This window comes from Mastigocoleus testarum BC008, from assembly GCF_001456025.1.
Lineage (GTDB): Bacteria > Cyanobacteriota > Cyanobacteriia > Cyanobacteriales > Nostocaceae > Mastigocoleus > Mastigocoleus testarum.
This window is the reverse complement of the sequence record NZ_LMTZ01000165.1, coordinates 1-15,090: the sequence shown is the minus strand read 5'-3', so window position 1 is coordinate 15,090 and position 15,090 is coordinate 1. Positions and strand designations below refer to the sequence as shown.

Here is a 15,090-nt window from a genome sequence, read left to right as displayed (position 1 = left end):
TACAGTACCTTGGGGCAATATAGGATTGATGTGTTGATTTGCTATATATTATTGGAATAGTACGAATTTTATTTGAAAGTATAAGCTAAAGCCTTTATTAAAGATATATTATTTATTTAAAATAATATATTTTATGTTAAGTCAGAGAGCTTAAATTGTTCTAATTTTAGTTAGAAAAATCCAGATTAATTTATAAATCAAAACTACGAAACAAGAAAACAATAAATAAAACTTTTAATTGATTAATTTGAATATTTTGGTTCCAGAAATAAAAAAGCAATAAAATATCAGTAAAATTTATTTTTTATATCTAAACAACTTACAAACGTCAAAATATTCTTAATGTAGCCCAACTTAGATATATTCCTGTCATGCCTAAATTTGCTTCGTATTTAATAACTTATTGTGGGTTAATTTAATCTGAAATCTTAATATTGTAGCTGTTAAAATATTTTATTTAGGTATAGTAAGTAAATATAATTAGTTTATAAGTTATTCAACCAAGAACAAACTATATTTTATATTAAACATGTTTCTTGGATGAGTTTTAGCCACTATCTATATCTACTTACTTCTCAATACATAAATAATTATGTAGAGCTAGGATATTGTGAATTAACTTTTTCTGCTGTTACTTTTACGAACAATCCAATAACTAATGGATAAAGCGAGAATACTTACCCCCAAGCCAATTACATGAGTACCTGTGGTGGTTTTCAAATTTAGAAGAATGATTTTTCGAGCTACAGCAATCAATGAAGTTACAATTACTAATTCTACTTGGACAACATGTTTTCTTAGGTAAGCTGTAATATTCTCTAATATTTCTAAGGCAATCAATATATTCAGAAATAACCCAAAAGTCGTAAACAATGTTTTGTTAAACTTACCTATACTCGAAATAAATAAATGATTTTCTAGAAAGAAGAGAAGGTAGAAAAATAAATCAATTATTGCAATGAGTATCACTAAAATCATTGCTAAAGAAAGTGCTTTAGATGCAAGTACTTCTATGTTTTCAACCATAGATAAAAAGTTTTCATCTCTGCCAGATTCCCGGATTCTTTTGAACAGTTTACGCATGATTTACCACCCTTCCTCTTACGTGTAAACACTACAATCAAAGGTAAATAAAATAGTCTGGTTTCATTCCGAACTAATTTATTCCCTTTTCCGCTACTACCTAAAACTTATGGAATTTGGAACTGAAAACTAATTAAGTCTGAAACTTATGGTTTTGGAAATTTCTAGATTTACACCTTATGTGAATTAGAAGCAGAAATAACGTAAATTCATGGAAATAATCAATATGATTTACGCCGGTCCTTGAAACACTTGATATTAAAAGGTTAAATCGAATTCACATTAGACGTGATTTTGAAATTTATAGATTTCAAATTTATAGATTTCGGACTTTCTAGATTTCGGACTTTCTAGATTTCAAATTTTTCCAGGTTTACAGATTTCTCTTTGGCTCTAGTTGAAAAATATGTAACTTCTTGCAAAATCTAACTCTTACCCTTTTTTCTTACATTTTTGTGTCTTTTGAACTCAAAGTCATGTAGCTAAACATTGTGAACGTGCAACTAAAAATACATAGCAGTTTCTGAAATAATATTAACTGCTATACAAGTAATAAATCGCTATCTTAGATACTGCAATAATTACATCAATCTTGTGGAAATGAAACAGGATTGAATCAGGAAGCATCTAAAGTCATCAAGGTTATAGAAAAGCATCCGTTGTATATAGTACAAATTTTAGTGTTTATTTACTTTTTGTAACTTTTTACAGATCGGTATTTACTGCTTTTGTGATTGTATTAATCCTATCACTATATGACAATATAAAAAAATCAACTATCCCAACTAACGCAAAAAAAACTCGAAGAATTGTGGATTTACCATTCTTCGAATTTGGAATACATAACTTAAAATTGTGAGATCAAAATTGTTAGGTAAATTGGATTAGATAAATTGAATTAAATAAATTTAAGCTAACAATTTTAAACTAGTGTAAATATTGAAAATTAATTTGTTAATTCACTATACACCTTTATTGTTTCTTCGTTCACTCGCGTCAAAGTAAGTCTTTCAAGATTTTGTTTAGCTTTAAATCGCCAATTACTCAAATTCTCCACACTACCAAGTAATTTTCTTAAAGCATTTGCTAAAGCTTCAGGATTTTTTGGTGGTACTAAAATACCTGCTTCTCCGTTATCTAGACCTTCTGGAATACCATCAACGTTTGTTGCAATAATGGCACAACCGGCTTCACGAGCTTCTGGTATGACCAGGGGAGAAGGATCTTTGTGGGAAGCAAGGACAAAAATGTCACAACCAAGCATGTAGCGTTGGGCTTCTGCTTGGAAGCCTTCAAAATGTATGCGATCGCAAGCAGAAGTACTTTGAGCTTGGGTTTCAAATATTTCCTTATCGGGACCATTCCCCACTAAGTAGAGGTGAGCTTGGGGGAAATCATTAGCAATTTCTGCGAAAGCTTCAATTAATTCACTGATACCTTTACGTTTATACATACCTGCAACGGTAACAATTGCTGGATGTTTCAGTTTGATTGGTTGATATTCTGAAATTTTGGGTGTGCGAACGCTACCCAAAGTTCCATTAGATATTACGCGTAAATTTTGTTTGGGTACGCCACGTTTCGCCATTGAATCAGCAACTGCTTTGCTGACAGCAATAACGCGGTTCGCTAAACCCATAGCAATAGCACTGCGTTGAAATTCGTTATGTACCGTAGAGACAAGACCGTAACCAGACGAACATTTTAAAAGTTTAGCCAGTGTTATCCCAGTCATCATATGAGCATGGACTATTTCTGGTTGAAATTCTTGAATAATTTTGCGATAACCTAAAGCTGCTTTCATTATTTGAATAGGTTTTCGACTCTGGTCTAGGTGAAAATGTTTCACACCATATTGTGCTAACAAAGTTTCGTATTCTCCACCACCAGAAACTACAGCAACGTCATGACCGGTGTTTGCTTGTAAGCACGACAGGTCCACAGCAACATTAACAATACCGTTACCAATAATGCGAAGTTCGTTCAATATGTGTAGTATGCGCATTCAACTTTTCACCTTGATGAATATTTTTTTTCATGTCGCTTCTGACCGTGCTGGAGAAAGATTGGGAGGTTCAAATAATCTAAAATTTCAAGAGCCTGAAACTTCAAGAGTCTGAAACTTCAAGAGTTTGAAATTTTAAAAATCTAAAACTTCAAAATTCTGAAACTTCAAAATCCTGAAACTTCAAAATCCTGAAATTGTGAATTGAGGAGAATCAAATAATAAGCAGCATAAATTTAGATGTGTGACTACTTATACACAAATCTTATCCAGCTAAACTAAGTAATGACCACCCCACAGTTTTCACATGTGTACTATGGATATTGATGACAGGAGCGCCATAGTAAGACTTGCTAGAAAGCTGTAGTGAGTCGCGAAGCGTTGTAATACGGTTCTGGGTGGCACAAAACTCTAATTTGGAAGCGAATTTTAGAATATATACAAGGAGATACAGATAAAAAAAGGAAATTTAATTCGGAAAATCATGGAACCGTAACACGTCTCCGTCAATATGTAGTCAGTGGAAAAAGGCTAATTCAAGGGTGTTTCTGTAGCATCTCAAAGAGGAGAAAAGGATAAAGTAAATATTTACCACAGTGATTAGAGTTCTAAAAAAGACTTCAAGAGTGAGAAAAAAATAAATTATTGAGGTTTGTAAAACTTTTATTGTTCACCTCAAGTTTTCTCCACAGTCCTTATATAGATATATTTATCAGTGACAACTAAAATGAAGATACTAGTATTAAATGTGGGTTCAAGTAGCCAAAAGAGTTGTCTGTACGAAGTTAGTCGCGAGTCTCTTCCCACAAAAGCGCCCCAACCTTTGTGGAAAGCAAATGTAGACTGGACTCATCGCTCAGGTGTTGCAGAAATTGAAATTAAAACTTCTGAAAGTACTTTATGCGAAGAAATTTCTACAGATTCTCAGTCTGAAGTTATTTCCTATTTACTTGCTACCTTAACTAGCGCTCCCACTCAGGTAATTAATGAATTATCAGAAATTGATGTCGTCGGGCACCGGGTAGTTCATGGAGGTATAGATTACCGTCAAAGCGTGGTAATTACTGAAGAGGTGAAGCAGGCGATCGCTCGACTCAAAGCTTTAGCTCCTAGCCACAACCCAGGGAATTTATTGGGTATAGAATCAATCGAGAAATGTTTGGGAAATATCAAACAAGTTGCAGTATTTGATACAGCTTTTCATTCTCATTTACCTGATGCTGCTGCTATCTATCCCGGACCTTATGAATGGGTAGAACGAGGAATTCGTCGCTATGGCTTTCATGGTATCAGCCATCAGTATTGTGCTCGTCGTGCTGCTGATATTTTGGGTCGAGACTTAGAATCTTTGCGCTTAATAACCTGTCATTTAGGTAATGGTTGTTCTTTAAGTGCTGTTAAAAATGGTCAGAGCATTGATACAACAATGGGTTTTACACCCCTAGATGGATTAATGATGGGTAGTCGTTCCGGTTCAGTCGATCCAGGAATTTTAATTCATCTGTTGCGAGAATTAAACTACTCTGCAGATGAATTAGATCGTATATTAAATAAATCTTCTGGATTGAAGGGAATATCAGGTATATCCAGCGATTTAAGAGGAGTACTAGAAGCTAGTTCCCAAGGTAATAAACGCGCGCAATTGGCTTTTGATATTTATATACATCGTTTACGTTCTGAGATTGGTGCGATGCTTGCTAGCCTCCAAGGTTTAGATGCATTAATATTTACAGCTGGCGTAGGTGAGAATGCTGCTAAAGTGCGTCAAGCTGCTTGCGAAGGATTTAAATTTTTAGGATTGAAGTTAGATTTTGAGAAAAATGCCCAAAAACCAGTAGATGAAGATATCGCAACTGATGATTCAGCCATACGGGTATTAGTTATTCACACACAAGAAGATTGGGCTATAGCTCAGGAATGTTGGCAATTACTAGCCTAAGCCTAGTTCCGCATAGTTCCGCAATGCATGGGTAAAAGTCAAAATCCGAAAAGCTTAAGCGCTATATTTGTTAGTTTTCCATGACATACGGGAACTATGAGTTCGTAATTGGATAATAAATTGCGACTAAGCGGGAATGGTATTTTTCTCTCGTCAAGCTATAGGTGCTTTCCTAGCATTTTTGTTGAGTATTTTCGGAATTGTATCTCTGCAATTTCCACGAATGCAAGTATTAACAAAAAGTAAAAATAAATACTCTGTATTTGAGATGGAGCAAGAAGTTCAGTCAGAAAAACTACGTTTGCAACTCCTCAAACAGTTGCCTAGTTTTGGTTTTGATAATGTCATTGCTAATTGGGTTTATCTTGGTTTTTTACAGTATTTTGGTGATGATGAAACCCGGGCTGAAACAGGTTACAGTCTTAGTCCTGAGTATTTTGAAGTTATTCTTAAGCGCGACCCGCGATTTATTCAAGCTTATCTTGCCCTTTCTACCAGTACATCGATGTATGCAGGAATGCCAGAAAGGTCTGTAGTATTGACTAATAAAGGATTAAAATCTCTATCTCCTTGGATTCCAAAACGGTCATATTTTGTCTGGCGTTACAAGGGTATAGATGAATTATTATTTTTAGGCGATTCTAAAGCAGCCCAGCAATCTTTTGCAAAAGCAGCAGACTGGGCTAGTAATCATTCTGATGCAGAGAGTCGACAAACAGCATACATATCAGAACGTACGGCTAATTACATTAGTCGTAAACCTAACAGTAAAAACGCTCAAATTGCTGCTTGGTCAATGGTCTTAAATCAAGGTGTTGATGAGAAGACCCACAAAAGAGCAATAATGGAAATAGAAGCTTTAGGAGGAAAGGTAATAAAAACTCCAGATGGTACCTATAAAATTAAGCTTTCTCAGCAGGACTAGAGATTGGGTATTAGATTAGCGTCAATGCAAACGCATAAGCGTAATGTAAGTTTTTTATGGCGCTAGTCGTATAGGAAATAAAACAATATCAAATTGAGGTTTTTATTATTTACTGGTACAGGGGAAAATTAATTGAGTCTGAAACTCTGGAATTAAGCATCTACGACCCAGGTTTGCTTTATGGCGCAACAGTATTTACAACCTTGCGGGTATATAATAATTCCCTCGATTTCCCATTAACTAATTGGCAGGCACATTGCGATCGCCTCAATTCGAGCTTACAAGATTTTGGTTGGTCTTCACCCGATTGGAAACAATTACGTCAAGGTGCACAATCGATTGCAGAACACTTTCCTATTCTCAGAATTACTATATTTCCTGATGGTAGAGAATTGATATTTGGCAAATTACTACCATCCAACTTAAAAGAATCACAAAATAATGGTGTAAAAGCTTACGTGGCAAATAGCAAATTCCATCGTAGTTTACCAATTCATAAAACAGGAAATTACTTAGTTCCTTGGCTATCCAAATTGAGCGCCGACAAATATAATGCTCAAGAAGCAATTTTCGCCGATTATCGGGGATATTGGCTGGAAACGAGTACTGGGAATCTTTGGGGTTGGGGAAAAAATACTTGGTGGACTCCTCCACTGAGTGCTGGAATTTTACCAGGTATTATGCGATCGCACTTGTTCGAGTGCCTTAAAGTTTCAGGACAATCGGTGAAAGAAGAAGCATTTACTCCAGAATTCGTGAGAAGCTTGGAGGCACTAGCATACAGCAATTGCGTAGTAGAAATTATCCCCTTGTGTGAAGTCATTCAAGGAGCAGGATCGTTAAAATATAATCCTTACCATTGTTGCTTCCCACAATTACGGAGATTTTTAATATCATAATGTGTAGGCATTCTGGTATACCTTAAGATAAGTTAACATATTTCTTATAAACGCCCTCATACGCAAATTAATAGGAGGATCGACCTCGGTGAATAAAAGATGGAGAAATGCGGGGCTGTACGTGCTGCTTTTTATTGTTGTCATTGCTTTAGGGACAGCATTTTTTGAAAAGCAACCCCAAGGTAAAGAGACATGGCGATACAGTCAATTTATTCAAAAAGTCGAAGAAGGTAAGGTAGAAAAAGTTAGCATTAGCTCGGATAGGACTACAGCCGTAGTTACTCCAAGTGATGATACAGAAAAGAGAATTGTTAATTTAGTTAACGATCCGCAACTTATCAATACCTTGAGTGCAAAGGGTGTAGATATTTCTGTTTTACCGCCATCTGATGAAGGAGTTTGGTTTAGAGTACTCAGCAGCCTCTTCTTCCCAATTTTGCTTTTGGTTGGTTTGTTCTTCTTGCTACGTCGTGCCCAAAATGGTCCTGGTAGCCAAGCAATGAACTTTGGTAAGTCCAAAGCCAGAGTACAAATGGAGCCACAAACCCAGGTTACTTTCGGTGATGTTGCTGGTATCGATCAAGCCAAGTTGGAACTCAACGAGGTTGTTGACTTCCTAAAAAATGCAGATCGCTTCACTGCTGTAGGAGCAAAAATTCCCAAAGGCGTTCTACTCGTTGGACCTCCTGGAACTGGTAAAACTTTATTGGCTCGTGCTGTTGCGGGCGAAGCAGGTGTTCCCTTCTTCTCCATCTCTGGTTCCGAGTTTGTAGAAATGTTTGTGGGTGTGGGTGCATCTCGCGTCCGTGACTTGTTCGAACAAGCGAAAGCTAATGCTCCTTGTATCGTATTCATCGATGAAATTGACGCTGTAGGTCGTCAACGTGGTGCTGGTTTAGGTGGTGGTAACGACGAAAGAGAACAAACACTCAACCAGTTACTGACAGAAATGGATGGTTTTGAAGGTAACACCGGTATCATCATTATTGCTGCAACCAACCGTCCAGATGTATTAGACGCTGCTTTATTGCGTCCCGGTCGTTTTGACCGTCAAGTAGTTGTAGATCGCCCCGACTACTCCGGACGTAGCGAAATTCTTAAAGTTCATGCCCGTGGTAAAACCTTAGGGAAAGATGTGGACTTGGATAAAATTGCTCGTCGGACCCCTGGTTTCACAGGTGCGGATTTATCTAACCTACTCAACGAAGCTGCTATTTTGGCTGCAAGACGCAATTTAACTGAAATTTCGATGGACGAAATCAATGATGCCATCGATCGCGTCTTAGCTGGACCAGAGAAGAAAGATCGGGTAATGAGCGAGAAGCGCAAAACTTTGGTTGCTTACCACGAAGCTGGTCACGCTTTAGTTGGTGCTTTAATGCCTGATTATGACCCCGTACAAAAAATCAGTATTATTCCTCGCGGTCGTGCTGGTGGTTTAACTTGGTTCACCCCTAGCGAAGACAGAATGGATACTGGTTTATACAGCCGTTCCTATTTAGAAAATCAAATGGCTGTGGCTTTAGGTGGTCGAATTGCTGAAGAAATCATCTTCGGTGAAGAAGAAGTTACTACCGGTGCTTCCAACGACTTACAACAAGTAGCTCGCGTTGCACGTCAGATGATTACTCGTTTTGGTATGAGCGATCGCTTAGGACCAGTTGCTCTGGGTCGCCAGCAAGGTAACATGTTCCTCGGTCGCGACATCATGTCAGAACGTGATTTTTCTGAAGAAACAGCAGCTTCAATTGACGAAGAAGTTCGCAAATTAGTTGATTCAGCTTACAAGCGTGCTAAAGATGTCTTAGAAGGTAACCGCCACATTCTCGATCAACTAGCTGATATGTTAGTTGAAAAAGAAACCGTTGACGCGGAAGAATTGCAGGATATCCTCGCAAATAATGATGTCAAAACTGCAGCATTTGCTTAATTAACCAAAATCAAATAAGAGTTAGGAAAATTCCTAACTCTAAATTCCTAACTTTAAAAATTCAGGGTAGTTCTCACATCTCAATTTTGATTTGAGCTGAGAACTACCCTAGTTTTTTGGAGATACGCCTTGCGGCATATGCGACTTGGAATTGGGAATTGTGAATCACCAACAGTTAATTGATATTTGATATCTCATAACTGTTAACTGTTAACTGTTAACTGACAACTGACCCTAAACCTTAGACATTGGTTTTAAAAACAACCAAGCAACAAAGAAAGTTGCTGCTGTAAATAGTTGTGTCAAATCTAACGCAGATAGGTAACCATCGGAAAAAGAAGCAATACTTCTGTCTGTAATCCCAAACAACCAACTAGAGACACCAAATAACCAAATTCCATTTTTGAGATTACCTACAAAATCCTTAGAATCTTGTTTTTGCTGGTTTTCCATGACCATTTATTCCGTTGCTGAATAATTAAATCGAGCGGCTAACTGACTGATTTCAAATACTCCTGCACCTTGATTAACTGAATAAGACAAAAAGATACATATACTTATATTAATAAATATTTCAAAAACTTGATTTGCATTTGTAGATATACACTACATGTAATTAGGCTTTTATTGATGCATTAGTGTTATATACAACACGTATTTTGAAATTTTATACATTCCAATATTAAAAAAAGTAACATTTACGACAAAAAAGTTAATATGTGTTTAATCTTTGACTTAAATCTTCCTCGAGAATTGATGCAAAATTTGGGAAATCAGGAAAATTTCAGTTGCGATCGCAAATAATCACTATTTATATTAATGAGATAATTAAATAAAAAAATAAAAATCCAAAAACATAAAAATCAGAAGTGTAAATAGTAATGGGAAAGCAGCCTCTGAAAATTAATGCAGCCGAACCAGAGAGTATAAAGCAAATCCTACCCAAACCCCTGATTATTTATAGCCCATCACTTTTGTGGAATGGTTTTTATTTCGCCTATCATCGCCAATTGAATTTGCAGGTTTCTCAAACTTGTGCTCCCCAACATGTTATTGGTATTGGTACTAATAATTTTCAGGCAAAATTTAATATCAATGGACAATGGCAACGTAAATACTATGAATCTGGTGATGTAGGCATTTTTCCAGCTAATCAAATTACACCTGCGGTAGAGTTCGAGGAGGAGTTAGGATTTATTGTTCTTTGCTTTGAACCAGAATTTATCCTCCGTGCTGCTTGTGAATCGGTTAGCTTTGATGAGGTTGAAATTTTAAAGCAACTACAAACTCACGATCCACTGATTCAACAAATTGGACTTTCAGTTAAAAGAGAATTAGAAATTAGTGTGTTTGATAGTCGCCTTTATGTAGAGTCTGCAGCAAATATGCTGGCGATACATTTGTTGAAACGTTATTCGACGCAAAAAATTATCATTAGAGAATACGCGAGTGGACTATCGAAGCAGAAATTACAACAAGCTATTGCCTATATCAACGATAATTTAGACCAAAATTTATCATTAGCCCAAATGAGTCACGTTGTGCACATGAGTCCCCATTATTTTGCCACTTTGTTTAAGCAATCTATGGGAATAGCGCCTCATCAATATGTGACCAAATGTCGAGTTGAGAGAGCAAAGCATTTACTTGCTTGTGACGAAGAATTTTCAGTAATACAAGTTTCCCAGTTGGTTGGTTTCCAAAGTCAAAGTCATTTTGCAAAGGTTTTTCGGAAATACGTTGGCGTTACTCCTCGAGAATTTAAGAAGGCGCTCTAAATTTTATTTAGTTGGAAGATTACGCTAATTTTCGGAATATTGCGCGATACAAGGTTATATTTGCAACGCTAAACTAATTAATTATTGGCGCTAATAAATTTAATTTTATTGTAGAAACATGATATCTAAAGACGCGACGAAGCCTGCTAAGTCGGCGTTAGTCTCTGTCGCGTCTCTACAGACTTACATTTTATATGTACTAGGTTATGAATATGTTGCAAGGAGCACCGTGGTTGTTAGCACATCGCGCCATGCTTAAGCCTAATCAACCAGTGAAAGTTTCACTTCAAGATAAAGATTATGTCCTTTGGCTAGATCGCATGGGTAACATTAATTGTTTACCAAATGCTTGTCCACATATGGGAGCAATGCTATCGGAGGGATGGTGCGCAACTAATCGGGATAGAAATAGTGTGGTGGTTTGTCCATTTCATGCATTGGAATTTGATGCTGCAGGTTGCACGACTATACCCGGTTCCAACAAACCAACTAAATCTTTGATAAAACCACTAGAGTTAATCGTTCAAGGGGAATTTATCTGGTCCTATGGTAGTTGTGAACCTAAGATTCCGATTCCAACCATTATGAATGAGATTGCAGCAGAACATGAGTTTATTGGTTTTTGCGATCGCAGTATTAGGACCGACTTCCTAACTCTGCTGCTGAACATGCACGACTATAACCATCAAAATGGTACTCATCGCCAGTTGTTTGAGATTGAAGAAGTACATTTGAAGCAGTTCATTGACGAAGGTTTTCATTCCCATGCTTACGTCGAACAACCGAGAAAAAATCCCAAATTTGGTGAGATTATTAAAAACCCAGCCCTGCTAATTATGCCAAAAGTGCTTGAGGCTCATTTAGAAAACTTTTTTCCTTGTATGGCGGTGATGCACGGTGAAAGTCCAATTTTTAGTCTCAAAGAGTGTCATTTTTATGTTCCAGAATCATCAAAATACTCTCGTGTATTTATTTTGATGTTTATGAAGGCGCATATTCCCATTCCTCATTTCATTAAAAAAAGTCTTCTACGACTTGTAGAAATAGTTTTAGAACAGGATGCTGATATTTTGGGAAAACTTTATCCTAATGTGCCCCAACATATCAAACTTAATAATGAAGTTGGAATGGATTGGGTTAGGCGAAATTTTGAGAGTTTTTCAAGGCTTGTTGAACAGAATTTTTCTCGGTAATTAAGGAGAATATTTAAAGTTTGGTAACTGATTGAATATCTTTATGCACCTGTTCAAGTTCCTGACGCTTTTGAGAAATCCACGTCTTATCAGCTTCACGTTCTTCTAAAGTTCCTTGATGAGCTTTTTCTTGTTGTTCTAGGAGGTTTTCGTAGAGTGAAATCGCTTGATCAATGACGTGGCTCACTGACTTAATTTTACTATTAAATACTGTATTAATAAATACCTTCAATTTCTCGTCAACTTTTTCTGGAGACTCATAAAACTTTTTGAGTCCTTCCTCCACAATTTTTCTTTTAATTTGGTCATTCGATTTTCTCGAAATTTTTTCAACTCTTCGTAAGATATAGCAAACTGTTGTTCAGTGCTAACTAGTGACATATCCATGATGTTTATCTACCAAACCAAAATTCAAATTTCTCGTGCTTAGTATTCCCAGTCTTTAAGGAATATTTATCTATGTACTGAGTAAATACGGTTACTTTTATTTATCAGTAGCAGCTAGGTTTAAACAAATTATTAATTTTTTAACAAGCAAAGAATATTTAATATGTTGTTTAACTTCTCACCTGCAATTGAAGCTGGTATCGAAGCAGGAAAATATGCACAAGTTTTTAGCAATGGAATACCTATTGGTATGGCGCGAGACGCTGTAACAGGTAAATTTGTTGCTCATGCTGTTGCAGCTACAGTTGATGGTAATCCCTTGTCACCTCTAATTTCTCCGCTCCAGTTCGTCACGAAGGGAGCAAATATAATTCAAACTCACATGGGTTTTCAAGAGACCTACCAACAAATTGGTGCTTTACAATCTGGGTTACAAACTTTACAAAATAGCGTGGGAGTACTGCAAGCTACCACCGCATTAATTGGTGTAGGTACTGTAGCTAGTGTGGCGCTGGGTGCAGTTAATTTACAGCAAACCCTCAAACTCCGTAAAGAAGTTGAGCAAATGCGTTTGGAGGTTAAAAATGGTTTTATTGATTTAAAACAAGCTCTTAAAAAGCAAGGAGCCGAAATTAGACAAATTATTGAAGAAGTAGCTCAAGATATTAAATTTGAACAACATCGGGTAATTTTAGTACAAGCATATGGGCTGTTTTCCCAAGCTTTGCAACGTTTTCGGTCAGCGATGCAAATCAAAGATGATGATCGTAGAAATGCTGAAATCGATGCAGTACGAGGAATGTTATTTGAAGCATTAGCAGGTTATACAAACCCTCAATTATTGGAAGAAAATTGTATCGCAGGACAACTGCGTCGATTAGAATGTGCTTGGGCTATAGAACAGACAATTGTTGTTACTTACCAAGTGCAAAACGAAGTATCAGCAGTTAGCGACAGACTCGGTCATTTAGAAGAGGATATTCGCGATCGCGCCTGTATGACGGTCGCTAAGTGTGAATCATATGATGAACTCGATTTTCTATTTCCAGAACTTAGCCGCATTCGCAACCATGATTTAGCAGTTGTGGAAACATGGAAAAACCAAGTTAATTGGGTGCGATCGCTCTCCCCTTCAGGACTTAAACTTTTAAGCAGTGCTGATTTCAATACTTCAGAATTCAATTCTTCAGAGTATAAAGACACCCCACAAACCGATCAAAGCACAATCGCATTAGCAGTACCACCCGAACAACTTGCATACGAAAACCTAAGCGAAAAATCTCACTTCTACTCCCTCCGCGACCAGTTAAGATTTATGTTTCAGCCAGAACTGCGCGAAGATTATAAAGCCCACATTAATGAACAAGGTGCTCTTGCTGGTTACAAAACATTAGTTCCAAAGAATTTACAGCAAGCTTCCGATTTAGCGATAGCAAATCTCTATTACTACTTCAAAATTCGGGATGAATCGGAAATCATAGATAATTCAGAGGAAGAAGAGTTAGGAATATATACAAAACTATGTGATTTACTTGCAACTGAGAATTGGCAAGAAGCTGACAATGAAACAGCAGAAATAATATTTCAACTATCTAAACAAGAATATAAAATGAGTTCAGAATATGCCAACAACGTTTCTGCTGATGACTTCCGCATTATTGACAAATTTTGGCTTAAATATAGTAAGGGGCGCTTTGGTTTTAGTGTTCAAAAGCGTATTTGGCAAGAAGAGTCTGAAGAGTCTGACAAATTAGGTGAATTTGATAATAATAAAATTTATGCACGTTTCTGCGAGGCTGTAGGCTGGCGTGTAATCAATGGCTGTCTGCTATCTTCTTACCTAAACTTCACCCTCAATGCACCATTAGGGCATTTTCCAGTGGCAGTAGCAGGTCAAGGATGGAGTGCGGCAAGTTTTTTAGAGTCTCTCACTTGGAAGTTGTGAAGAACAAGATCCCCGATTTATCTAATAAGTCAGTTTATAGTTGGCACTTTAGTAACAAGAAGAAGCGATAAATCGCTTACTAGGAATATAAAAATATGTCAGTTGCGTAAGTCCGAAGTGCTATCAATTTAATGAATCAAGACAGTTATACTTTAAATAAATTCTTTCCCTAAACTCAAGAGCTTTATTTTTTTCAATTAACTTAAATATGAGCGTATTTAACAAACTTAAAGCGACATTTCAAGAGTCCAGAAAATTATTACAGAAAACTCTTGAAGAATATATTAAATTTAGCTTAGAAGCTAAGCAATTGATTTTAAGGGAGAAAACAGTTTTACTTCTGTGTCAACAAGCCGAATCTAGAGTTGAGCAACTAAAAAGTTTACAAACACACCCAGAAGAAGGATTAACTGCAACAATCGAACATCAGAAAGTTCTAGTTCAATTACATTTCACTCCAGAAAAAATAACTCTTAACCAAGATTCCCTTGAAGGTGAAATTCGCTTATCAAAATCTCCTCAGTTTGAAACTGAATCAATTATTTATCGTTCTTTAATTGCAGGTTGGAAAGTATTTTTGGGAGGAAAAATTCCTAATGGAGCCTTACCAAAAGAAGTTAGGATTGAGAAAGATAGAGTTTACTACACTTTTCCCCGAAATCAATTACAGCTTGCAGATGCTCTTTTTCACACCCTTAAAAATGATTCTGCGTTAATAACTCATCTTAAGCAGGGAGATTTAAGAATTGAAACTTCTGAAACTTTGAGTTGGAATGATTTCAAACTCCAAAATTTACTGCAAGTTATTACTGCCCAGTCAACTAGTGCAAAATGATAGAAGTAGCTCCTGTTTTCTAAATTTATTTGGCTATATTTGCGCGAAAAAAAATTTTCTAAACGTTTTTAAACACAAAGTTTTATAGTATCCCCTCAAAATTCCGGGGTAAGGAGTTACTCAGGTATCCATGACCAACCAAAAGGATTAGAAGAGGACTTATCCCGAATT

At 36.6% G+C, this 15,090-nt stretch carries 12 protein-coding genes; 8 read left to right on the top strand and 4 right to left on the bottom strand.

Annotated elements, in window-relative coordinates:
- Positions 1-615 precede the first annotated feature (615 nt).
- Together BC008_RS44260 and BC008_RS44255 are read right to left on the bottom strand one after the other, a co-directional pair.
- Entirely contained in the window at positions 616-1,083 is a 468-nt protein-coding gene (locus BC008_RS44260) for a phosphate-starvation-inducible PsiE family protein (RefSeq protein WP_027841871.1), read from the bottom strand.
- Positions 1,084-2,029: 946 nt separating this feature from the next.
- A complete protein-coding gene (locus BC008_RS44255) occupies positions 2,030-3,088 on the bottom strand; it encodes a glycosyltransferase family 4 protein (RefSeq protein ID WP_027841870.1) in 1,059 nt (352 codons plus the stop codon).
- A gap of 727 nt (positions 3,089-3,815) precedes the next feature.
- On the opposite strand from BC008_RS44255, the gene BC008_RS44250 reads away from it, so the two are divergent.
- From BC008_RS44250 to ftsH3, 4 genes are all read left to right on the top strand, one after another.
- Positions 3,816-5,027 carry an acetate kinase gene (locus tag BC008_RS44250; protein ID WP_027841869.1) on the top strand — a complete coding sequence of 404 codons (1,212 nt, stop codon included), beginning with the start codon at positions 3,816-3,818 and terminating at the stop codon, positions 5,025-5,027.
- A gap of 136 nt (positions 5,028-5,163) precedes the next feature.
- Positions 5,164-5,952 carry a hypothetical protein gene (locus tag BC008_RS44245; protein WP_027841868.1) on the top strand — a complete coding sequence of 263 codons (789 nt, stop codon included), beginning with the start codon at positions 5,164-5,166 and terminating at the stop codon, positions 5,950-5,952.
- 107 nt (positions 5,953-6,059) lie between these two features.
- Complete coding sequence (locus BC008_RS44240) at positions 6,060-6,851, top strand: aminotransferase class IV (protein ID WP_058184817.1); 792 nt, start codon at positions 6,060-6,062, stop codon at positions 6,849-6,851.
- An 88-nt stretch (positions 6,852-6,939) separates the two neighbouring features.
- Positions 6,940-8,781 (top strand): ATP-dependent zinc metalloprotease FtsH3, encoded by a 1,842-nt coding sequence (gene ftsH3 / locus BC008_RS44235; RefSeq protein ID WP_027841867.1) that lies wholly within the window; start codon positions 6,940-6,942, stop codon positions 8,779-8,781.
- 234 nt (positions 8,782-9,015) lie between these two features.
- On the opposite strand, the gene BC008_RS44230 is transcribed toward ftsH3, so the two are convergent.
- A complete protein-coding gene (locus tag BC008_RS44230) occupies positions 9,016-9,234 on the bottom strand; it encodes a hypothetical protein (protein WP_027841866.1) in 219 nt (72 codons plus the stop codon).
- A 428-nt stretch (positions 9,235-9,662) separates the two neighbouring features.
- Here BC008_RS44230 and BC008_RS44225 point away from each other — a divergent pair, with 428 nt between their 5' ends.
- Together BC008_RS44225 and BC008_RS44220 are read left to right on the top strand one after the other, a co-directional pair.
- Positions 9,663-10,559 (top strand): AraC family transcriptional regulator, encoded by an 897-nt coding sequence (locus BC008_RS44225; RefSeq protein WP_036264891.1) that lies wholly within the window; start codon positions 9,663-9,665, stop codon positions 10,557-10,559.
- Between the two features lie 206 nt (positions 10,560-10,765).
- Complete coding sequence (locus BC008_RS44220) at positions 10,766-11,752, top strand: Rieske 2Fe-2S domain-containing protein (RefSeq protein WP_027841864.1); 987 nt, start codon at positions 10,766-10,768, stop codon at positions 11,750-11,752.
- A gap of 13 nt (positions 11,753-11,765) precedes the next feature.
- Here BC008_RS44220 and BC008_RS44215 read toward each other — a convergent pair whose 3' ends face one another.
- Positions 11,766-12,038, bottom strand: coding sequence for a hypothetical protein (locus BC008_RS44215; RefSeq protein WP_027841863.1), 273 nt, complete (start codon positions 12,036-12,038; stop codon positions 11,766-11,768).
- Between the two features lie 264 nt (positions 12,039-12,302).
- Here BC008_RS44215 and BC008_RS44210 point away from each other — a divergent pair, with 264 nt between their 5' ends.
- Both BC008_RS44210 and BC008_RS44205 read left to right on the top strand, forming a co-directional pair.
- The gene (locus BC008_RS44210; protein ID WP_072207829.1) at positions 12,303-14,084 is read left to right on the top strand and encodes a GUN4 domain-containing protein; all 1,782 of its coding nucleotides are present in this window, start codon (positions 12,303-12,305) and stop codon (positions 14,082-14,084) included.
- A 208-nt stretch (positions 14,085-14,292) separates the two neighbouring features.
- Positions 14,293-14,919, top strand: coding sequence for a hypothetical protein (locus BC008_RS44205; RefSeq protein ID WP_027841862.1), 627 nt, complete (start codon positions 14,293-14,295; stop codon positions 14,917-14,919).
- The last annotated feature ends 171 nt before the right edge of the window (positions 14,920-15,090 follow it).

Bases quoted from the DNA above. Each gene is read 5' to 3' on its own strand.
- BC008_RS44260 (WP_027841871.1), bottom strand. From the start codon at position 1,083: ATGCGTAAACTGTTCAAAAGAATCCGGGAATCTGGCAGAGATGAAAAC.
- BC008_RS44255 (WP_027841870.1), bottom strand. From the start codon at position 3,088: ATGCGCATACTACACATATTGAACGAACTTCGCATTATTGGTAACGGT.
- BC008_RS44250 (WP_027841869.1), top strand. From the start codon at position 3,816: ATGAAGATACTAGTATTAAATGTGGGTTCAAGTAGCCAAAAGAGTTGT.
- BC008_RS44245 (WP_027841868.1), top strand. From the start codon at position 5,164: ATGGTATTTTTCTCTCGTCAAGCTATAGGTGCTTTCCTAGCATTTTTG.
- BC008_RS44230 (WP_027841866.1), bottom strand. From the start codon at position 9,234: ATGGAAAACCAGCAAAAACAAGATTCTAAGGATTTTGTAGGTAATCTC.
- BC008_RS44225 (WP_036264891.1), top strand. From the start codon at position 9,663: ATGGGAAAGCAGCCTCTGAAAATTAATGCAGCCGAACCAGAGAGTATA.
- BC008_RS44220 (WP_027841864.1), top strand. From the start codon at position 10,766: ATGAATATGTTGCAAGGAGCACCGTGGTTGTTAGCACATCGCGCCATG.
- BC008_RS44210 (WP_072207829.1), top strand. From the start codon at position 12,303: ATGTTGTTTAACTTCTCACCTGCAATTGAAGCTGGTATCGAAGCAGGA.
- BC008_RS44205 (WP_027841862.1), top strand. From the start codon at position 14,293: ATGAGCGTATTTAACAAACTTAAAGCGACATTTCAAGAGTCCAGAAAA.